The sequence below is a fragment of the Cytobacillus purgationiresistens genome (assembly GCF_030813235.1).
GTDB classification, from domain to species: Bacteria; Bacillota; Bacilli; order Bacillales; family Cytobacillaceae; genus Cytobacillus; species Cytobacillus purgationiresistens.
This window is the reverse complement of sequence record NZ_JAUSUB010000037.1, coordinates 15,878-37,602: the sequence shown is the minus strand read 5'-3', so window position 1 is coordinate 37,602 and position 21,725 is coordinate 15,878. Positions and strand designations below refer to the sequence as shown.

The window sequence follows — 21,725 nt, the reverse complement described above, 5'->3', positions numbered from 1 at the left end:
GCACCTTCTGATGATGGCTCCTATATCACCGGCCAAACCATCCATGTGAATGGAGGAGATTTTGTTGCGTCTTAGATGAAACATGGGAGAACCAATAAACCTCCTATTTAAAAAGGAGGCTCTAGTCTATTTTACAAATTTTCCTTCACGATAATCTTGGTAGGCTTGCATAATCTGTTCTTCCGTATTCATGACAAAGGGACCGCGTGCAACAACAGGTTCATTTAACGGTTCACCCGCGAAAAGAACGAGGCGCAATTTCTCATTTGCTGATACTTTGATGCTCGATGAATCGTTGCCACTTCCAAAATCAATTTGCATGGCATCACCTTTTGCAGCCTGTATCTCATTTTCTCCAAATATGCCGCTTCCTTCAAGAACATAGATAAAGCCATTATAACTATCAGGAAGATCTTGCGAGATAGAAGCGCAAGAATCAATGATCATTTCTACAAAGGTAACTGGTGCATAATTAAGGGTATCCGATACTATTTGATCGGATGTGCCCGAATAAACGCGTATTTCTGCTCCTCTTTCTTTGCGTACTGGCATATCCTTCCCCCGCAAATTTTGATAGCGAGGAGCGGTCATTTTGGATTCACTTGGCAAGTTAACCCATAGCTGAAGCAGATGGACAGAACTGCCCTCTGGGGGAGCTTCGTTATGAACGACTCCTTTTCCAGCTGTCATGAATTGCAAATCACCTGCTTCAAGTGTTCCTCCGCCACTAGCACTGTCATAATGATCAATTTTGCCATCAATTACGAACGTAATCGTCTCGATGCCCCGATGAGGGTGGACATCAAACGCGCCTTTTTGAAAAGTATCGTCCATCATTAACAGAAAAGGATCATGCTTTCCCCAATGACCAGGCTCAAGAACAGCTCCAGCCTTATGAATTGGACTAACCATTTGCGGGCTCACTGTCCATTTGTGTTTAATATCGCGATTTTTTCCCAATATGCCATCTCCTTTTGCTTTCATATAATCATTTTAACCTCAGGAGAAGCTTCTGATAAGTATAAGGATTATAAAGGAAACCTATTGAAAGTGAAAATAAAGGAGAAAAGCCGTTGATAATGGAATAGCAGGATTGAGAGGTGTCCTGCTTCACCGTGTCTTATATTTGTCAGTGCCGAGAGCAAAGCGATGAAGTGTTTTAATTGGATATGTATTTAAATAATTATAAGTTTATGTGGTTTTCATGTATAGGTAGAAGAATTTTTATTGTCGTTCCATTATTCCCGCTTTGGATAGAAAGATTTCCCTTATGGCTTTCTATAATTTGTTTACATACCATGAGTCCAAGGCCTGTTCCGTTTTCTTTTGTAGTAAAGAAAGGTTCTTCAATTCGTTTGATGAGATGATCGGGGATGCCTGGACCGGAATCAATAAATAGTAATTGCAAGCATGATTTCTCTACAGTTCCTTTTATTATGATATGTCCGCTTGTGCTAATGGCTTCGATGCTGTTTTTGATCAAATTAATAAATACTTGTTTAAGCTGATTTTTGTCACAGTAAACAAGAGGCGCATCATCCTCTATTATGACTTGAATATCAACATTATTCATAATGGCTTGGGTATCAATCAACGTAACCACTTCACCAATGATAGTAGGGATTGCATTCCACTCCATCTGACTGTCCCGAGGCCGAGTAAGAGTTAATAATTCAGTTAATATCAATTCGATCCTTTCAATTTCTGTTTGAATAATTTCGATATAAAATTTGTTTTTCTTTTCATCAAATTGATCCTGGCCTAATTGAAGAAATCCCTTAATGGCAGTGAGGGGATTCCTAACCTCATGAACAATTCCGGCTGCAAGCTGTCCGGCAATCAACAGTTTCTCTGACTGTAGCAGAAATTGCTGGGTCTTTTTCTTTTCTTCCACTCCTCTTAAAATTACATAGATAACGGGTTTTTGTTGAATGGAAATTAAGATCCCTTTAATCTCTACCTCAAAAGGCGTTCCATCCACTCTAAAAAGCGTCACTTCATAAAATGGTACTGTTCCGCCCTTATTAATGGTTTCAATCATTCTATTAAACTCAATAAAATATTCAGTGGAGAGAAACTCCAACAGCCCGTTTCCGATTAATTCCTCTTTTTGAGCAGCTCCAAATAGTGTTGATCCAAGCTCATTTATATAGAGGATGACTCCATCTTGCAAAAGTATCGTTGCATCAGGAGATTGCTCTACAAATTTTATGTATTCTTCTTCTTGAATTGAAAGAACCCCCATTCTAATTTCAAATTCTCTGTTTTATATTCAAGCCCTGAAAAAACTAGAAAAACCCGATACTCTTTTACCCGAAATTACGAAAACTTAAACCTATTTTAACGAAAAAAGCTTCGTTAAAAGCGAAAATATTAGATAGAGAGAAAAATTCAGTTCGAATTTTTTAACTAATAAGGAGTCAGAGGGAGAAGTTTTTATATTGATGCTTTTTGATCCGGTGAAAAACGGGATGATCCGGCGAAAACTAAACAAATCTGGCGAAAATACGAATAATTCGGCAGGATGAGATAATCGTCCGGAATAAAAAAAATTAATCCAGCAATCTTAGAAAAACTTTTTCAATGAATGCTCAAACACTAAAAGACCCAATCCCGATATTAGGGTTTGAGCCTTCTAGATTCTCGCAAAATGTATTACTTAGCTGATTTTTTATTTCTTTCTCGTTCAAGCTCACATTCAAGAAATGTAACCACGTCATCTGCATTATCTTTATAGGTAACAGCTTGATCTAATTTGAAAATTGCGTGGTGTTCTACTATCATATAGTCTTCCATAGTAAGTGTTCCGAATAAATCTTTCCATCTATGCTTTTTTTTTAATGCTTTTACTGCATTTTCAATCTCTTTTGCATTTATTTCATTTACAATAAAAATTGGATCAGATAAATTTAAGTGCTTAATCTTTTCTTCCATTTCTTTGAGCTGCTCTGGATTCCAATCTTCTCTAGCAATATCAAACACCATTTCAACGTTGTCTAAATCTCCAATAATATCAACATATTCGTTGTGCTCATCGTCGCTTATTCCATGATTTGATAAAGTACTTACACCGTAGAATGTAATAGGGGATTTTTTAATCCTTTTAGTATCGAAAAACATATGGTAACAATCCGCCTTTCATAGCTTTATGCTGTTTGCTCCACTTTAGCTCGCTTAATAACATCCAAAATCTCATTCATTAAGTTCGCACCGCCAGACTGTTTCGCCTCTAATAATTCTTGGCCGTTTCGATTGATCATTTTTAACGTCCAGTTAAACGAAGGAGAGGAGAGTACATGAATTCCTTCCACATTCCATTGGTTGTTGTTGCGGTAAAACATCATCAATCTACTATTATATATCTTCCTTTGAAGTGAACGATTGAACTGTTTCAACATCAAATGATCATGGTCTAAGTTGTTTAATTCTGCAAGTTCCTCTTGATTGTGTACACGAAGATTCTCGCAATAGATATTGTAATCTTGAGGGTCCACTAGTAATGAACGAGTAAAACGCACAGGTATATTCTCAATTCCCATAAGCATTTTAGGAATAATGACATGATTCCAAGTCCAATCAGGTGTGTGATGAATATATACCTTATAATCATCGTCATTTACCTGTAAACATTGGATAACCGAATGGTCACTAAAATAGAACAGACTTTGTTCATCATCAGTAAGCGTTTCAACAACAACATTTGTTCTAGCTAAGACCCACATGGACTGAATAAAAGGCTCGTCAAATTTAAGTTCTTCATCAATAAGATCAACGAGCCCCATGCTATTTAATTTCTTAAAAGTCATTTCCCATTCTAGCTCCATCTCTTCATTGGTATGCTGTGTGAATGGGTTAGCAATACCGATCAGTGTTTTAGCTCCTAATACATTCATGAGAATGCATAGATCTTTCCTTGATAATATAAGTTCCATTAATAGTCCTCCTTGAAATTCTTCTTGTGGGAGCCTACCTTCATTTTTTTATTAGATTAAACTATAAGTATTTGCTGTTTCTCTCTGACTTTGGCAGTCCAAATTCGGGATATAATTTTTTTACAGCCACTTCATTTTTTTGAATGAATATATATCGATGAATGAAAACGCTAAAGTATGCTGTTACAACAGAAAGAATCGATAATACAAAAATGAAAACCATTATGATCAATGAATCGCTATAGACGAAAGCAAGTATCAACTGCCCAAGAATATAGCCTAGTCCAGAGGCAGCTATGATTGGTGAAGTGTTTACTTTGGTACCTTTCTTCTGAAGATTGGCATAGGTTCCAGAGCGTAATAATTTCAGATTAGCCCAATTTATTATGATTATTAATCCTATGAATAGAAAAAGGCCAATGATTATTGGTAAGACAGTATTAGTTAAAATATAGTTACTTAAAAACTTCTGGATGGATAGGGAAAATACATAGGTATTCACAATTCCATATATACCAAAGAACAAATAATAGGTGCGTTCAAACTTGTAAGGAGCAATTATGTAAAGCAATGCCCATATATGCATGAATGCTACGGGAATAAATGCGGCCCAAAAATATTGACTGGAGAAGGGTTCAGACAAGATTGGGAATAGCCCCAGAAGGTCAAGGAAAATAAGAAAGAACACAATAATATTTCCCCTATTTTCCTTGGGTGTCTGGAAGTTTAAATAGGATAATGTAATACTGTCTATTTCTTGCTGCTTTTTCAACTACTACACCTCTTAATCTATTATTTAAACCAAGAACCGACTTTGTCGATGATGCCTTTCGTGCCTTTCTTAATCGCATCTCCTACCGAATCAGACTTGCCGTCGCCATCAACATCCATAAATTTAACGTCACTTAACAAGGTTGTAACACCGATACCAACGATAGCTCCTACAGTTGCGCCAACGGCAACTCCAACAGGTCCCCCAAATGTTCCAGCTATAGCACCAACTTTAGCTCCAGCAGCAGCAGATGCTGCAATTGATGCGCCTGCAATAGCTACGTCACCAACAACATTACCTGCTATTTCACTGCCAGATTGGTTATTTTGCACACCATGAACGATATCGCCTGTGACAGTTACACCAACACCGAGATAGCCAAGTTTGTTGCTTGCCCATTTAAATGAATCTTTTACACTTGCCATTGGATCTATTAGCTTATTTAGTTTAGGATGATTGGTTACGTTTGTACCTGAGTAGGTTTTCTTTTTAAAGCCGCCAAGTTCTGGTTTATCGATTTTAACAACAGGTTTGCGAACGCCTTGAGCGGTTGTTCTGTAAGTTTTCGTAATCCCAAACCCTTTTCTTGCAAGGTTGACACGTTTGGCGGCACCATAGGCTGTTGTTACAGCAATCCCTAAATTCGCTCCTGCGTTGATCGGTTGATCCTTCCATTGATCAAAGTTCACACCTAGAGTAGGGGTGGGATCCCACTGCATATTTAAACCATTCGTGTCAGTTGCTTCAACCCCGTTACTAGTCACACGGGGGTGACTCGCAAAAGAGCTGAATGGGTTGGCCGCTCCCATTTCTTGATCAGGTGGAATGGAATATAAACTATTTGGACTGTATGTAGCAACAGAAAGTGATCCATTGTTGAACATGGTTTGGATTTGCTGAACGTAAGTATTCATGATTTGAATATCTTGTTCGACATTATTCAGAGATTGGGATTGTTGATTATCGAAATGATGGAGCTTTTCCACTGTCTGATCTACATTTTTTTTTGCTTCATTTACTTGGTTAATAACGTCATTATCTCGCAGTTTTGGCAGGCTTACAATATCTTGGACAGAAGCGATTGTCATGTTTGCCTCATTCGTGAGGTCGGCTGTGATTTCTTTTGTTTTATTTAGGCCGCTGCATAAATCTCCTTGCAAAAAGCTTTGGCTAATAAAGCCATTATGCGATGGCTCAAATGAATGGAGTGTACTTTTTACATTCTTTAGCGAGGATACGTACTCATTCATTACATCTTGATAGAATAATAAAAAAGGCTGATGGCAATCTTGATAGAAGGATCTAATGGATTGCCCGCCTTGGCCCTTTAAAGAATCATTTAGAGTGATAATTCCTTCAACAGAGGCTTCGATTTGCTTGACCTGTTCTTTTTGTGAATTTAATTTTTCAAGTATTTCTTCAATCCCAGAATGTAATGATTCGACTTCTAATGTTTTCATTCTTTGAATGGACCTCCTTACTGCATTTTAATAAAGGAAGAGATTTGTTTATCCGCTTCAGCCATAAATTCAACCGATTGACGTGTAGATTCTTCATTTTGCTGCAATAAGGCTTTATAAGCTTCTGCTACTTGGTTCAATGCTTGATTCAGCTGATTCATTTTTTTGACTGTATCTAATACATTGTTGCTGCCAATAGAAGCTGGAAGCGAAGTGGTAAGAGCATTAGTAGAGGATTGCAGTTTTGATAGTGCTTCATCAACGTCATTTTTCAATATTTTTATTTCACTACTCATGGGGCACCTCCTTGTCAGAATTCCAGATGTCCTTATTTATCATTTTTTTCTCTTTCAGCTTCAGCTTCAAGGTAAGCTATCGTTTGCTGGATGGAAGAAATCTCCTGCCTAATTAGTTGCATCTTCGAATTAAGTGAAGAGAACACATCGCTGAATTGGTTTGATTCAATATCCTGAAAGCTGTTGAGAATTCGGTCAGTTCGAATATCTTCAAATTGGCTGGCTAAAGTTCCCTGCCAGGTTGTAGAAGAAAGCTCAGGCTTTGTAACAGTAGATTTATAGTGGGAAAACTCTTGCTGGTTGCCAAGCAGTTGACTGTTGCATGACTGCAGTCTGGAAAGCTGTCTTTTCTTCTCTTGAAGAAGACTATAATAATAACTTAATGACATATCATCACCTCTTAATTATGCAAAATATATGAGCAGCACGAGGATATACAATGATGTGATTGCGGCTAATGGTTGAAATAAAGCTATGTAGAAATATCCTCGAGTACATAACAAACCTAAAAGTTTTATAGATGAATAAGACTAGGGTAAGTAATCACTTATTCACCGATATGAGTATTGAAATTTAAAAATTCAATAAAATAACAATCCTTTTTACTATATCATGGAAGAATTTTGTCATAATGATGAAAAATACTTATTTTTACAGGTGAGTCGATAGGTAAATTATCCTGTTTTTTGCAAAAGTGTAAAAAACAACCTTGAAGTGAATATATTTACTTTATTTTCTACCCATAATCTTTACAAAACAAAAACATAGATTGGGAATTTATTTTTACCAAAGGAACGGAGTGAAAAAAATGAGGTTTTTTTTGAAGGGTCGTTTCATTTGTTCTCTTATTATACTACTAATAGCCTGTGAGAGGGAGAATTTACCTGGAACACGAGCATATCAAGATGAATTCACACGTGAGTTTCTTCAATCACCAGAGGAGATAGAGGAAGGCTTTTATCAGTTCAAATCCAAAACTGAAGGTTATACGATGTGGTTTCCTAAAGATGCAAAGGTATCAGAAGCTGGATTTGAAAGTAATCAGGATGTATTCGAGACTTTTAGTTTTGGAGAACAAGTAAAAAAAGAAAATCTCTCATTTTATTATAAAATTACTTATAATCAAAATGTTTTAACAGATGATTCGGAAATATATTTAGAAAGTTTATCTTCATATGCCGGCTTTGATGGTAATTATGAAACTTTTTGAACATGATAACAAAGCATTTTATTATGCAACTAATGTAAGTAAACAAGGTATTGAATACATTAGTTATTTAAGTTTTATAAAATCCAAAAATAGCGAACAAGCCATTAGATATGTAATTGATACTACATGTACAGACAATCGTACAAATTGTAGCTTGAAAAAAGCGGAGTTGGAGGAAAAATTTTTATGTTGATAAAATCTGTGCAATTTTGGAATAAGTTCTATCAATGAGTCTTATTGCTTTCGAGCAAAGAATGCTTCAAGAAGCGTGGGTAATCATACACAATTCATTATAAGGGCGGTACATAATAATGCTGATTATTAAATATAAGTGAGGGCTACATCTGACTTTTTGCAGCCAATAATTCACACTTAGTTATGTAAAATTACTCTTATTTAAAACATTATATTTATTAAAGTGAAATATTACCCTTTAAAAATAATCGAAAAAATTCAAAAAATAGGTTTAAGATTTATTTAAACAGGATAAAGTAAAAATGATTAAAAATACCTATCAATATAGTCAAATAATAATTATTATAGGGTGCTATTTCTTTTTTGTGTAAATAAATTCCATGGGTGTAAAAAGGATATGAATCTTTTAACCTAAGAAACTTAGAGTTTATTAGTTATTTTATAGGTTGAATTTAACAGACAAAATTCGACAATATTCTTTGGTCAATTGACGTAACTGGAACTCCATGGTAATAAATAAGGAGTGAATTTTTACTTTTTTATGAAACCTCATCCAAGATACATAAAGATACTCGAGAGGGGATCAAGGGTTGAAAAAACATTTAAAATACCTAGGGTTATTAATGACACTGCTGCTGATAGGAGGCTGTGGAATGAATGAAAATGATGATCAGGGGAAAGAAGTGAATTCTGAATCTGAGGCACGAGCATCTCAAGAAGAGTTTACGAGAGATTTTCTTGTTTCTACTGAGGAGGAAGAAAATGAGTATTATCTGTTTAAATCCAAGACTGATGCCTACACAATGTTGTTCCCAGAGAATGCAATTATTTCAAAAGTAGGCTATGAACAAAACCATGATGTTTATGAAACATTCAACTTTTCGGAAAATGTTAGAGATGAAAATCTTGCCTTTTACTATACAATTAATTTTGATTCAGAAATGGTTTCTGGAGATGTAGATCTATATTTGAAAAAGTTATCGAGATATACAAATTATGAAGGTGAATACGAAGAATTTGAACATGAAGGAAAGACTTATTATTACGCTGAGCATATGTTTGAAGTTGAAGAGGAAAAGGCCTATAACTATTTCAGCCTTATAAAACCAAATAATAGCGATAAAGCATTAAGATTTGTTGCCAGAAGTTCATGTTTAGACTTTGATAAAGAATGTACACCAGACCAAGAACATATTAAAGAGAAATTCTTAAAGATGATGAAAACAGTTGAATTTATTGATTAGCGAAGTATAGGTGATAAATATGAGTAATGAGGAGATATTGAATACGAATATTTTGCTTGCAAGAATCACTGAACTAGAATATGGAAAGAGTGAAAAAATTTCCGAAGAGGAAATCAGAAGGATCTATATAGAAGAAACAGGCAAGGATTTGCCGGTTGAAATTACAGTATATCATTCTGATGATATTAAAGAGCTTAAAGAGCAAAAAGATGCAGGAAAAGATTCAGGTTTTGATGGTACAATAATTCATTTTTATAATCCTATTGAAGGAATCAATCAATCATACACGATTACAAGAGGCAGTGAACATTCAGAGGACAGTGGTGAAGGAGAGCCACTAGATTGGTATTACAATGGATTTGGGATTTTTACCGGTAAAGTTAAAAATCAGTTTGAAAATGCAGAAACCTTTGATGATTTGATTACTAAGAAAATCAACTTTAAAGTAACAGAAGACTTGAAAAGAGGGCAAAAAAGTGGGGAACATCTAGAGAGTATCGAATTAAATAAGGTTGGCATCGGACATTCGCTCGGAGGGAATTTAATTCAAACACTACAAATAATGAATGACTCATTCTCGAGTGTTTATGCTATTAATGATGCACCACCTAGTGTTTATCAGTTAGCAATGATAGACACTAAATTTCAATTTAGTTTGGGTATAAAATTTAATATAGATCCAAACATAAACGAACAGCTCTACTCCATCCCCCCAGCAGAACTAAAAGCTTTCGCAGAAAACTACTACAAGGAACGCGGGCAGAACATCCATCATATCACTGCTGAAGAAGATATGTTATACGGAGCTTCTGACATCAGGGGTTTTCTTGATTTAGGAACGAGGGAAATCATCGATACTGATCTTGATTTTGAAGGATTACGTAAAACATTAGGCAATATTTCCGATGGAGATTTACGAAAATTGCAAATGTTCTTAGCAGAGATTGCTCCTTATTATAATCAGAATGGCGTTCAGGGGGTGTATAGAGGGCTGACAGGCATTGACGCTGAGCTGTTTACATTGATCGATACGATTGGCGAGGAATGGAATAAGCTGATAGACGGACCTGATTGGAAGTTTGTTGGTGTAGATATGCACTTTAGTATGTTTCCGCTAGGTTTTGGAGCGATAACGGTTCCGTTTCCTGTTCCTGAAGTTCCGACGAAACTCCTTGCAGCGATAGGTTTATTGCAGCTGCGCCAAGTTGAAATTATGGCTAGGCTGGAAAGGCTGCGCACACAGATTCCATCCCTGATAAAAATCCTTGGAGCAACGATGATTGTAATGATTGAAGATGTCTTGAATCATCTTAAAGACATACTGGGTTCTGTGAAAAATATGATCAGTTCACTGGGCGATTTGGGAAAAGTGGTAATTAAAGACATATTAAAACCCGGCAGTCCCAATATTAGTGAGTATTTAGTTGGGGTTATAGATATTGCGGCGACCGTTAAAGTGGAAGCTGGAAATATTAAAAGTAAATTTACAGATATATTTAATGTACCATTTGATTGGTTTAGAGGCTTTACCAAGGCAGTCGAAGCCCATGGGCTCACCCATGTTGCGACCGCGTTGGCGGATGGCAATAGAAGGTATGAAGGCAATGATATGATTTTGTCAAAAGGTAGCCATTTGCAAAAAGTGGAAGTGAATCTATCTTCAGCTGTTAGGGTTTATCAGCTGGGTATGGATAAATATCAGGATAAAAAGGAGGTGATTAGTCGATTAAAGAGTTTATATACTCAAGAGTTCATTGACGATTTTCAGCATCGAAAAGGCAGGTTAGTCAGTGCGATCAATCAGATGGAAACCAATCCGCGAAGTTATCAATATTTATTGCCTGGCGGAAATGTTGAAATGAAAGGAATCACAGTCCATGAGCATATTCGGCCGTTGGACTCGTTATTCGCTGATACATTTGAAGAAATATTTCAATATTTGGATAGAGAGGTAGACTCAGGTATCAAATTAATTAAGAAAATCAGGGACTCTATTGAACAGCTATTTCAAGAAGATCAAAAAATTTCAGCTATTTTTGACTTGAGATAACAAAGGAGGGTGCTATGGGTCAACTTACTAAATCGCATCGTTTTTTCCCGTATGTTGATTTACACAATAAATCGACATTGCTTAAAAATGAATTAGATAAGATTGGAAGTATCAGTCATGACATGCTTTCTGGTATTAAAAAAGAGCTCGAAGCAAGTTCTGGAAGGTTAATAGAAGAAACGATCAATTCACTTTTAGCACAGCATCATAACCAAGAATCCACAATAAATAGCCAAACCACTTTGATGGATACAATGGCTAGCAGATACCATTATCAGATAAACGATATAAACACCCAGCCTTTAACTGTTTATTATGAGGAAGCTGATATTCCTCTGAAAAAATAGTGGTTAAATAGAACCATTTACCAAAATCGAATGATTAATTATACTTATTAAATAGTTATATTTTACTGTTTTTCTATTTTTTTCAATATATTGATTGACCTTAGGAATGTGTATTTTTACAATTAAATTAACTTTATGAAAAGGAGATGTTTTTATATGTCAGGAATTATTAGAGTTACACCAGCTGAATTAGAAGGTATGTCTGCCCGTTATAACAATGAAAGTTCTCAAGTTGAGGATCAGCTTTCTCGACTAGACAAAATGATTGAAGAATTGCAAAGTATGTGGGAAGGGGAATCTAGCAGAGCGTTCGCTGACCAATACGTTTCATTAAGACCTTCTATTGTTGATATGCAACGTCTTCTTACTGAAGTTTCTGTTCAGCTTAAAAATACTTCACATGCACTTGCAGATGCCGACAGCCAAATCGCTAGCCAAATTCGTGGTTAACTTCATCTAGTCATATGAAGTAAGAAGAGCGCCAGTCTAAACAGATGAAGGCGCTCTTTATTTGCAATTTAAACATTGAAAATTAACTACATAGAACATATCAGCCAAGTATAGAGAGGTGATCTTTATGTATATTGAGGTTACAGTTGATTTGAAAAATTACAGCAATGAATCTTTTGACATTCGTCTATCAAATTATCATTCTGTGAAGACTTTGATTGATATCGTCTGGCAGGCTCGCTCGATTTCAAATTTGCCAAGAGAAGGCTATTGGGTTCGAGTGTGTAATAAGAAAATTGTACTATCAGGAAATGAGAAGCTTGTAGATTGTGGGATAACGACAGGAGATCGTCTCGAAATTTTATAAGGGAGTAATGACATGTCACAAGAGAAGCAATCGTATATAGAGAAACAACTTGAAGCGAAATATAGTTTGGAAGAGGGTACAATCAGCTTTGCGTTCCAGAGAGAAAAAATCAAACTAGATGAAGAAGCCGAAATTGGCATGCTGAATGATGTAGGCTCATTCATTGAAAAAGAGACAATCTTCACAGAGGACGAATTAATCCTCAAATTTCACAAACCTTCATACTTTAAAACCTTTTCCCAATTGAAAACTCTTGATATGAGAAGCAGGTACATGTTTGCCTCTCAGTTATTGAAGAAAATAATTAATCATCCCTTTCCACGGCTGCATTTGGTTGTATGCCCTGATAATATCCTCATTGATGAAAGTATGACGCCTCATCTTCTGCATTATGGTGTCAAGGAGAGTCTGCCTCCTTATGAAAAGGAGCCGGAAAGATTATGGCAGGAAATCAAGGCTGTAGTTGCCGCGTCTGTAGATGATAAATACTCATTTGAGCAATATTTACAATTCAATCAAACGATTGATTTATCAAAAGCGACAGAAGAAATCCTGCAATCCGAAAATGAGCATGAGCTGCTTTCGAAAATTCAAAAACAGTTAAAAGAGATTGAACGAAGTGAAAAACAATTTACAAAGGTAACGAAGAAACAATGGAAGTGGCAGCGTTATTCCATTGGCGGACTGAACATACTTTTAGTTCCATTACTCATTTATTCATTATATTCATTGATTATCACTCAGCCAAAGCAAGCAGCATTTGTAAGCAGTCAAGAGCATTTCTTGAAGAGCGAATATAGTGGGGTAGTTACCAGCCTATCAAATTACAAGGTAAAGGATATGCCAAAAGTGATCCAATATCAATTGGCGCTCTCCTATTTAGTCAATGAATCACTGAGTGAATCTCAGAAAGATAATATTTCCAACACGATTACATTGCAGTCTGATCAACGTTATTTTCATTATTGGATTTATATTGGACGAGGTGAACCTGAAGAAGCACTTAAAATGGCCCGTGAACTAGAGGACTTAGATCTCATCATGTATGCCTTGATTCATTATGAAGAAGCAGTGAAAGCAGATAGAGATATGAAAGATGAAGAGAAGCAGCAGGAGTTAGACAAAATTAAATCTGAGAAAAATGAATATAAGGAAGAGATAAAAGCATTGGAAGAAGAGCTGAAAGGTCAAGAGTCTGAAGATGTTTTAGGGAACCCTGTAGAGGAACCTTTGGAAGAACCAGCAGAAGCAGAAAAACCAGCGGAAGAGAATAAAGAAGAAGCTGGCAAAGAAGAGAAACCAGCAGATGAAAGTAAAGAAAATGGTAGCAAGGAAAATGAAAACAAAGGCAAAGACGACAAAGAATCTTAATTCACATATAAGCAGGAGGTGATAAAATGAATATGCTTTGGATATTTTATGATGAATATTATCAGCATATTGATATGAGTACTATCCAGTCAGATAGCCTGATAATAGGGAATGATGTGAAACATACCGTGACTATACGGAATTTCCCCTTTGCTGAGGGTCCTCTAACCATTACAGAAGTGGAGCATGGTTTTGTCATTTCCACAGAAGATGGGCGGATCATTAGTCAGGCTGTAAAAGGTGAGGTACTCGAACTCAAACAACAAAATGAAACGTTAAAAATACTGCTGACTTCTTCAGAGCTTAGCAGAGAAACTTACTATGTTGGAAATCAGCAGGAAGTGAGGATTTCTGCTGTTGACCAAACCGCTCATATTTGGAAAGCAGCTATCACAGATCTATATGAGAAACAATCATTTTCTCTCTATAAGGAAACAGGCGAATGGCTAATAGACTCTAATAAACAGGACCTATATATTAATGGCGAAAGAAAGTCAGGGAATAACCATGTAAAGATAGGTGAATGGCTGTTTATCCCATTTATGATGATTCGGTTCATTGAGGATGATGTCATTGAAGTAATCAGTATGGAGGAATGTGTAATCAATCTTCCAGTAATGGCGGTTCCTCAATCAGTAATGAGAAAGAAATATCCGTCCTATCGACGGACACCTAGAATGATCTATGACCTCCCTGAGGAAAAAGTCTCCTTGTCCTTTCCATCACAAGAGGCGGATGTTTCGAACAGAGGCTTATGGTTAATTATCATGCCTCCGCTAGTCATGTTAATTGTCATGGGTGTGGTCGCGCTGATTCAGCCAAGAGGCATTTTCATTATTATCACAATGGTCATGTTTATGACGACACTTGTGACATCTTCTGTTCAGTATTTTAAAGATAGAAGCAATCAAAAGCGAAAAAAAGAAAAGAGATATAAGGTTTATACGCTTTACTTGGAAAATAAGCGCAAGGAACTGCAAGAGCTTGCTGAAAAACAAAGACATGTATTAAACTTCCATTTTCCATCCTTTGAAAGAATGAAGTATTTCACGAATGAGGTTTCAGACAGAATATGGGAACGCACCCTTGAAAGCGATGATTTTCTCCAATTCAGATTGGGTATTGGAACGGTTCCGTCAAGCTATGAAATTGCTTTGAATTCGAGTGATATGGCGAATAGAGAGATGGATGACCTGGTCGAACAATCACAATTACTGGAAAAAGTATATAAAGAAATTGACCGTGTGCCAGTCGTTGCAAACTTATCAGAAGGATCAATCGGATTAATTGGTAAAGAACGGGTTGTGAAAAGTGAAATTCATCAAATGATTGGACAGCTTTCATTTTTCCATAGCTATCATGATTTGAGATTCGTCTTTATTTTTGATGAAAAAGAATATCGTGATTGGGAATGGGTCAAATGGCTGCCGCACTTTAAACTGCCGCACCTGCATGCAAGAGGTCTTATATATAATGATCAAACGCGTGATCAACTCTTATCATCGATCTATGAATTGATTCGTGAACGTGATCTGGAGGAGGACAAGGAACAGCTTAAATTCTCCCCTCATATTGTTTTCATTATTACGAACCAGCAGTTAATCTCTGATCATGTCATTTTAGAGTATTTAGAAGGGAAGCATGCTGATTTAGGGATTTCCGTTATTTTTGCAGCAGAGTCAAAAGAAAACCTGACAGATAATATCCATACCCTTGTGAGATACATTAATGATTATGAAGGCGACATTCTTATTCAAAAGAAAAAAGCGGTCAGTATTCCCTTTATACTGGATGCACATCAAAAAGATAGCAATGAGCCCTACGCCAGAATGTTAAGAACACTGGATCACCAGATTGGTATGACAAACTCTATTCCACAAAGCGTGTCCTTCTTAGAAATGATGAATGTGAAGGAAGTAGAGAAGCTGCCTATTGCTGAGTATTGGCTTACAAAAGAATCAGCAAAGTCACTGGCGGTGCCAATTGGATTAAAAGGTAAAGAGGACTATGTCTATTTAAACCTTCATGAGAAGGCGCATGGGCCGCATGGTCTTTTAGCCGGTACGACAGGATCGGGGAAAAGCGAATTTCTTCAATCTTACATATTATCACTTGCTGTTCACTTCCACCCCCATGAAGTCGCATTTTTGCTAATTGATTATAAGGGGGGAGGCATGGCACAGCCTTTTAAAAACATGCCGCATCTTTTAGGGACGATTACAAATATAGAAGGCAGTAAGAACTTTAGCGCTAGAGCATTAGCATCGATAAGAAGTGAGCTTAAAAGACGCCAGCGCCTGTTTGACCAGTACAAGGTGAATCATATTAATGACTACACTGGATTATATAAGCGCAAGATGGCGGAGGAGCCGCTTCCGCATTTATTCCTTATATCAGATGAGTTTGCTGAATTGAAAAGTGAAGAACCAGAATTTATCAGAGAGCTTGTAAGTGCTGCCCGTATCGGGAGGAGCTTGGGTGTGCATCTTATTCTAGCTACACAAAAGCCTGGCGGAGTCATTGATGAGCAGATCTGGAGTAATGCCCGCTTTAAAGTCGCATTGAAGGTTCAGGATGCAAATGATAGTAAGGAAATATTGAAAAATGCTGATGCTGCCTCAATTACAGTAACAGGGCGGGGATATTTGCAGGTCGGCAATAATGAAGTATATGAACTTTTCCAATCTGCCTGGAGCGGTGCGCCATATTTGGAGGATCATTCAGAAGCGGAGGATGAGGTCGCTTTTGTTACGGATCTTGGATTGATTCCTTTATCAGATGTGACTGCGAATGATAGCAAGAAAAAGGATAGCATAACAGAAATTGAAGCAGTGGTTGGAAGAATTGAAACATTGCAAAAGGAACTGGCGATTAATAAACTCAACAGTCCGTGGCTGCCTCCTTTAGGAGAGCGTTTGTCCAGAAAAGATTATATCTCAATAGAGAAGGATGAAATCAGCTTTGCTTTAATTGACGAACCGGAAAAACAAAGTCAAAAGCCGCATCACTATAATGTGATAGAGGGTGGAAACATTGGCATCTTCGGCTCTTCTGGCTATGGGAAGTCCTATACAGTCATGACGCTTCTATTAAGTATGGCAGAGCGGTATAGTCCTGAGGAAGTTCATTATTACTTAATGGATTTCGGTAATGGAACCTTGCTTCCGTTAAGGCAGCTCCCACATACAGCGGATTTCTTCTCAATGGATGATGAACGAAAAATAGAGAAGTTTATGAGAATCCTAAAAGATGAGATTTCTAGAAGAAAGCAGCTATTGCAGGAATATGAAGTCAGCAGCATTAAGCTGTTTAACAGCATAAGCGAACAAAAGCTGCCAATCATATTTATCGCAGTCGAAAACTATGACTTTATTAAAGAGGAAATGCAGGATATTGAGCCATTCATCAATCAGTTTATCCGCGATGGGCAATCTTTGGGCATTTATATGATTCTGACTGCTACGAGGGTGACTTCGATTCGCCAAGCATTGATGAATAATTTAAAGATGAAAGTCGTTCACTATTTACTTGATCATAGTGAAGCCTTTTCCATTTTAGGAAGAACGGAATTCAGCCCGGAGCCAGTCCCTGGAAGAGCGATTATCAAAAGAGATGAAGCTTATTTCTCCCAGGTATTTCTGCCATCGGAAGGAAGGAATGATCTGGAGGTATTGGATTCAGTGAAGGAAAATATTCGATCAATCAAGGAAAGATATGAAGGATATCAATGTCCTGAACCAATCCCTATGCTTCCAACAGACTTAACGACATTGAATTTCACCCAATTCATCGATGCAAGACAAGATGATTGGCGCATACCAATTGGTTTGGACGAAGAATTTGTTAAGCCGGTTGATATTAATATGGAAAACAGCAAGCATTGTATTGTCATGGGACAAGGACAAAAAGGAAAAACAAATGTATTAAAGGTTCTATTAAATACAGTCCTCGAACGAGGTATAGATACGGTCGGTCTATTTGATTCCTTTGATAGGGGGTTATCAAGCTATGCTGATGTTGAGGGAATCTCCTATATTGAGACGAAGGAACAAATCACAGAGTGGATCACCCAAGCTGAAGAAAGATTAAGCATGCGTGAAGCCGAGTATATGGAAGGTATTCAACAAGGGAAGATATCTCTCCGATTTGACCCAATTATGCTCGTGATTGATGGTTATGCAAGATTCTCTCAGGCGCTGGATAGTCAATTGCAAGAAAGAATGGCTAAACTCATGAGAAACTACAGTCATCTAGGATTCAATGTCATCGCTGCTGGAAGCAGCAATGATCTGTCGAAAGGGTACGACTCTTTAACAACAGAGATCAAACAAATTCGTCAAGCTCTATTATTAATGAAGAAATCCGACCAAACCTTATTTACATTGCCATATGACAGAAAAGAAGCTGAGATCAATCCAGGCTTCGGCTATTATGTGACGAATGGAAAAGAAATTAAAATAAAAATTCCGCTATGTACAAGTGAAAGGAAGATTTTTTCATGACGGAAAAAACGAAATATATTATTAAGATGATTGTGGTCATGATATTAGTTTTGGGAACGCCCACACTTTTCTTCAGTTCAATTGGTGATAATCCATTACTTGTCAGATCGAGCGAGACAAGAAATATTGCCGTTGTAAATGAAGATACGGGTGCTGAAAAGTCAGAAAAAGAGTTGGCCTTTGGAAAAGAAGTAACGTCAATCCTATCTGATGAGTCATCCTATGAATGGACTGTATTAAGCCGCAGTGCTGCGGTTAATGGTCTGAAAAACAAAAAATTCGATGCGATCATCTATATCCCATCAGACTTCTCAAAAAGCATTATGACATATGAGGATCTGCAGCCGGTTAAAGCGCAGTTTGGCTTTACGGTACAGGACCAATTAAATGCCATTAATAGGGAGAAGGTATTACGTGAAATTGAAAATGCCACAGCAAAAGTAAATGGCAAAGTATCCACTCTTTATTGGAGCTATGTTTCGCAAGATCTAGAAGGCGTTCGCAGCAAGTTCGACGGAATTTTAGAAAAAGAAATTGATTTCCAAAATACGATGTATGCCTTTTATTCACCAAGCTCACAAAGCCTTGCCAATGAAATCGAACAGCAGAAGAACATGCTTGAAGGTGTACAGACAGCCATGAAGTCCAATGAGGAATTCGGCGAGAACAGTGCTGAAAATGTAAAGCAATTCGAACAAAGCTTAAATTCATTTGTAGAATACGTAGAGCAATATAAGGAATATCAGGACAATCAGCAGCAGCTTCTGCAAAAGATGCAGGACGAAAGCATGTTAGCGGTTAATGACGCGATCAATCAACAAAACCCCCGCTACATGGAGCTAAGAGCCTATTTGCGGGAGCAAAGTGATGAGCTATCCAAGAGCATGAGCATGCTAGGCACCCAGCTCGCCAACAATAATCAATCGATGGCTGAATTAACAGCCGTAAGAATAGAACAGGTCGCTAAGCAGCGAGATGCGCTCATTGATTCCAGAAGACAGTCAGATAGAGAAACCCAAAGAGGATATGTTTCAAATATTGTTCAATTAAAAGATCAATTAGCAGTCGTAAACCCTGAGCCGCCTGAAGAGCCCGTTGGAGATGTGTTTGCCAATAACGCGCCAGTAATCAATGAGCCTCCGGCAGAAGGAGGGACAGACCCAGGGCAAGGATTGTCGTTGAAAGCTGAAAGGGAAAAACTTTTAGGAATTATTAAAGAAATCGGTGATGTTAGTAATAATATTGGGGGAGTTAATGAGCCAGAAATTGCAGAGCTATCTGCTGCAATTTCTAGACTTGCAGAGTTATCAGGAGAAATTGGCGATGTTGAGACAAGCCTAGGTATTATTCAAAATCAAGACAATCCATTACAAGGCGTTGTAAATCAATTACAGAGTGAAATTGCAAGCCTGCAAGGACTAGTAGAAGAGAAACAAGAAGAAATTTTGGGTTTAAAGGAGCATTATGAGAAAATCTATCAAGATTTATTTGATAATCGCTTTGAACCAATCATGGCCGAGATTGAGAAGAAAGAAGCGCAAATCTTGAACTCCAATCTTTTAGGTCCTAATCAAAGTCGAATGCTAAGAGCGGCTTTTGGCAAACCGATACTTAACAAGCAGCCAGACTTAATCATGAACTATCATTCCAAGATGATAAATTTTGAAACGGCTCTTAATAACAGCTTAAATGTTGATGCCAATTTAGAGGCATTTGTAGCAAGTCTAAATCCGATTCTCGGAATTAAGGAAGAAGAACAGGCGATACTGGATGAATTGCTCTTAGAAATGCCTGAGGCAGAAAGTAAAATGACAGCGTTGCAAGAAGAGAATGCATCATTCTTCGATAAATATAATAAAAATGTAGAATCTCAGCAAAATGCAATCAACGATGAACTGAATGCCATTAGTGAGAGTGCTGGGTTGGTGAGGGAAAAAATGCACTCGCTTGCAGGAGAAGCACCTGTTCAAGCAGGAGAGGGTGCGAATGGCACCATGCTCGTGACGAATCAGCAAAGCATCAGTCAAGGGATGCAAACAATGAATGATTCCATCAATAGTTTGGGAGAAAATCATAATAATGTTGTGACCTATACTGAAGAATTACAGACGAAAGTACAGAGCGTCCAGCAAGACGCAGATCATCTGAATGACAAATGGGCAGAAAATGTTTCTACGACAGAAATGTATCGCAATGATATTTTCTCCGTATTAGGCAATACATTTGTGGATGGTCAAAAAAATGGTCATGTCTATGATTATTTATCTAATCCGCTTCAAGTAAATGGGCAGGTAGCGGCTCAGCAGGAAGATAAAAAACTGCCTCCAGTTGTAGTGCTAGTCATTGTATTAATTAGCAGCCTGCTAATCGGCTATTTCAGCTACTACTTTAGCAATACTGCATTATTAGTTAAAGGAGCCATGTTCATCTTATTAAACCTGGTTGTTGGGTTAGTGATTAGTATCTATGGCTTGGATATATATCCATTAGGAGAGCAAAGTGCAATTGAATGGACGATTTTCACCATTCTCCTTTTAACAGCAGCGTCTGCAGTTGTTACAGTAGGATTCTCGGTTGGCCGTCTTGTTGGCTGGTTTGCAAGCGTTGGTCTAGTCATCTTTTTCATCAGTCCGCTGCTTGCGTTAACAGTACCGAATATCGACTATGAAGATCCGATGTCTAAAGTTTATATGTCCATTCAATATGGGCCCAACTCTTTATTTATTCCAGCGATTATGACAATGCTAGTTATTATTCTAGTACTTGCATTCGTTCCATATGTCATCAGCCTAATCAAAAAGAGATCAGATCGTAATGAAGATGAAGAGCACTATGAAGCATCATAAAATTATTGCTTTAATCTTTGCCATGACGATACTCTTTATTGTGTTTCATACACCGTTAGCAAGTGCGACTCCAAGTATAGAAACGTTAGTACCGAATCTATATGAAGATAAAGAGTTCAGGGATAATAAAGAATTTTTACGTAAAGAATCCACAACTAATCAAACGAAGCAGGTACCAGAAGAGCAAAAGAGCCTGCAATTCGAACTGCGGGATTATGACCCAAATGAGAAGGTTAAAGAAGAACTCTTCAGCAGTGAAAGGGAGAATAGGAAAACAATCGCTCTCCAGGCTGAACAGCTTGATCTTTTCGCAAAAGAGCCAAATCAGGCTTCATCATTTCAAGAGAATCAAGCAGTGGATGAGGGAAAAGGCAATGCTAAATTGCAATCCTTGTATTTGGGGATATTGGCAATAGCAGTTGTCATTATTCTAGTGCTTCTCATTCCCAGAATGGCGCAAGGTTCAAAATAATGGAGTTGATCCCCCTTAAAAGGGGGATTCATTCTCTTGAATAAAGCTTAATATACATAATATTAAGGAGCCATTAGGTTTGAAAAAAAATCTGCGGGGTGAAATATAATGATGATATTAGGCGCAGAAGAAATCCCAATTAAAAACCTAACTCGAGAAAATAGAGCAAAATGTCAAATCACTTGTGTCTCTTGAAGACGGGTTAAAAGGA

The 21,725-nt window shown here is 37.3% G+C and carries 19 protein-coding genes; 11 read left to right on the top strand and 8 right to left on the bottom strand.

Going from position 1 to position 21,725, the window contains the following annotated elements; all coding sequences use genetic code 11:
• Positions 1 to 126: 126 nt before the first annotated feature.
• The 8 genes from J2S17_RS25405 to J2S17_RS25370 form a co-directional block, all read right to left on the bottom strand.
• On the bottom strand, positions 127 to 960 hold the full coding sequence (locus J2S17_RS25405) for a pirin family protein (RefSeq protein ID WP_370875126.1): 834 nt from the start codon (positions 958 to 960) through the stop codon (positions 127 to 129).
• A 223-nt stretch (positions 961 to 1,183) separates the two neighbouring features.
• Positions 1,184 to 2,245: an ATP-binding protein gene (locus tag J2S17_RS25400; RefSeq protein WP_307479305.1), complete on the bottom strand. Its 1,062-nt coding sequence runs from the start codon at positions 2,243 to 2,245 to the stop codon at positions 1,184 to 1,186.
• 410 nt (positions 2,246 to 2,655) lie between these two features.
• The gene (locus J2S17_RS25395; RefSeq protein ID WP_307479302.1) at positions 2,656 to 3,120 is read right to left on the bottom strand and encodes a hypothetical protein; all 465 of its coding nucleotides are present in this window, start codon (positions 3,118 to 3,120) and stop codon (positions 2,656 to 2,658) included.
• Between the two features lie 26 nt (positions 3,121 to 3,146).
• Positions 3,147 to 3,932, bottom strand: coding sequence for a hypothetical protein (locus J2S17_RS25390; protein WP_307479285.1), 786 nt, complete (start codon positions 3,930 to 3,932; stop codon positions 3,147 to 3,149).
• Between the two features lie 61 nt (positions 3,933 to 3,993).
• A complete protein-coding gene (locus J2S17_RS25385) occupies positions 3,994 to 4,704 on the bottom strand; it encodes a hypothetical protein (protein WP_307479284.1) in 711 nt (236 codons plus the stop codon).
• Between the two features lie 20 nt (positions 4,705 to 4,724).
• Positions 4,725 to 6,164 (bottom strand): ribonuclease YeeF family protein, encoded by a 1,440-nt coding sequence (locus tag J2S17_RS25380; RefSeq protein WP_307479283.1) that lies wholly within the window; start codon positions 6,162 to 6,164, stop codon positions 4,725 to 4,727.
• Between the two features lie 17 nt (positions 6,165 to 6,181).
• The gene (locus J2S17_RS25375) at positions 6,182 to 6,460 is read right to left on the bottom strand and encodes a YwqI/YxiC family protein (protein WP_307479282.1); all 279 of its coding nucleotides are present in this window, start codon (positions 6,458 to 6,460) and stop codon (positions 6,182 to 6,184) included.
• A 32-nt stretch (positions 6,461 to 6,492) separates the two neighbouring features.
• Entirely contained in the window at positions 6,493 to 6,849 is a 357-nt protein-coding gene (locus J2S17_RS25370; RefSeq protein ID WP_307479277.1) for a YwqH-like family protein, read from the bottom strand.
• Positions 6,850 to 7,268: 419 nt separating this feature from the next.
• Between J2S17_RS25370 and J2S17_RS25365 the strand changes: the two genes are divergently transcribed.
• From J2S17_RS25365 to essA, 11 genes are all read left to right on the top strand, one after another.
• Positions 7,269 to 7,670, top strand: coding sequence for a YvcA-related protein (locus J2S17_RS25365; protein ID WP_503128673.1), 402 nt, complete (start codon positions 7,269 to 7,271; stop codon positions 7,668 to 7,670).
• The gene (locus tag J2S17_RS25360) at positions 7,657 to 7,863 is read left to right on the top strand and encodes a YvcA-related protein (protein WP_307479272.1); all 207 of its coding nucleotides are present in this window, start codon (positions 7,657 to 7,659) and stop codon (positions 7,861 to 7,863) included. Before J2S17_RS25365 ends, J2S17_RS25360 begins: the two co-directional genes overlap by 14 nt.
• 655 nt (positions 7,864 to 8,518) lie before the next feature.
• A complete protein-coding gene (locus J2S17_RS25355) occupies positions 8,519 to 9,109 on the top strand; it encodes a YvcA-related protein (protein WP_307479271.1) in 591 nt (196 codons plus the stop codon).
• Positions 9,110 to 9,128: 19 nt separating this feature from the next.
• Positions 9,129 to 11,159: a DUF6792 domain-containing protein gene (locus tag J2S17_RS25350; RefSeq protein WP_307479270.1), complete on the top strand. Its 2,031-nt coding sequence runs from the start codon at positions 9,129 to 9,131 to the stop codon at positions 11,157 to 11,159.
• Between the two features lie 14 nt (positions 11,160 to 11,173).
• A complete protein-coding gene (locus J2S17_RS25345) occupies positions 11,174 to 11,506 on the top strand; it encodes a hypothetical protein (protein WP_307479269.1) in 333 nt (110 codons plus the stop codon).
• 156 nt (positions 11,507 to 11,662) lie between these two features.
• Positions 11,663 to 11,956 carry a WXG100 family type VII secretion target gene (locus tag J2S17_RS25340; RefSeq protein WP_307479268.1) on the top strand — a complete coding sequence of 98 codons (294 nt, stop codon included), beginning with the start codon at positions 11,663 to 11,665 and terminating at the stop codon, positions 11,954 to 11,956.
• 127 nt (positions 11,957 to 12,083) lie between these two features.
• Positions 12,084 to 12,323, top strand: coding sequence for an ESX secretion system protein YukD (yukD, locus tag J2S17_RS25335; RefSeq protein WP_307479267.1), 240 nt, complete (start codon positions 12,084 to 12,086; stop codon positions 12,321 to 12,323).
• 12 nt (positions 12,324 to 12,335) lie between these two features.
• Positions 12,336 to 13,694: a type VII secretion protein EssB gene (essB, locus tag J2S17_RS25330; protein ID WP_307479266.1), complete on the top strand. Its 1,359-nt coding sequence runs from the start codon at positions 12,336 to 12,338 to the stop codon at positions 13,692 to 13,694.
• Positions 13,695 to 13,720: 26 nt separating this feature from the next.
• Positions 13,721 to 18,196 carry a type VII secretion protein EssC gene (gene essC / locus J2S17_RS25325; protein WP_307479265.1) on the top strand — a complete coding sequence of 1,492 codons (4,476 nt, stop codon included), beginning with the start codon at positions 13,721 to 13,723 and terminating at the stop codon, positions 18,194 to 18,196.
• Positions 18,193 to 21,042 carry a type VII secretion protein EsaA gene (gene esaA / locus J2S17_RS25320; protein WP_307479264.1) on the top strand — a complete coding sequence of 950 codons (2,850 nt, stop codon included), beginning with the start codon at positions 18,193 to 18,195 and terminating at the stop codon, positions 21,040 to 21,042. The genes essC and esaA overlap by 4 nt, the downstream gene beginning before the upstream one ends.
• On the top strand, positions 21,029 to 21,514 hold the full coding sequence (gene essA, locus J2S17_RS25315; RefSeq protein ID WP_307479262.1) for a type VII secretion protein EssA: 486 nt from the start codon (positions 21,029 to 21,031) through the stop codon (positions 21,512 to 21,514). The genes esaA and essA overlap by 14 nt, the downstream gene beginning before the upstream one ends.
• The last annotated feature ends 211 nt before the right edge of the window (positions 21,515 to 21,725 follow it).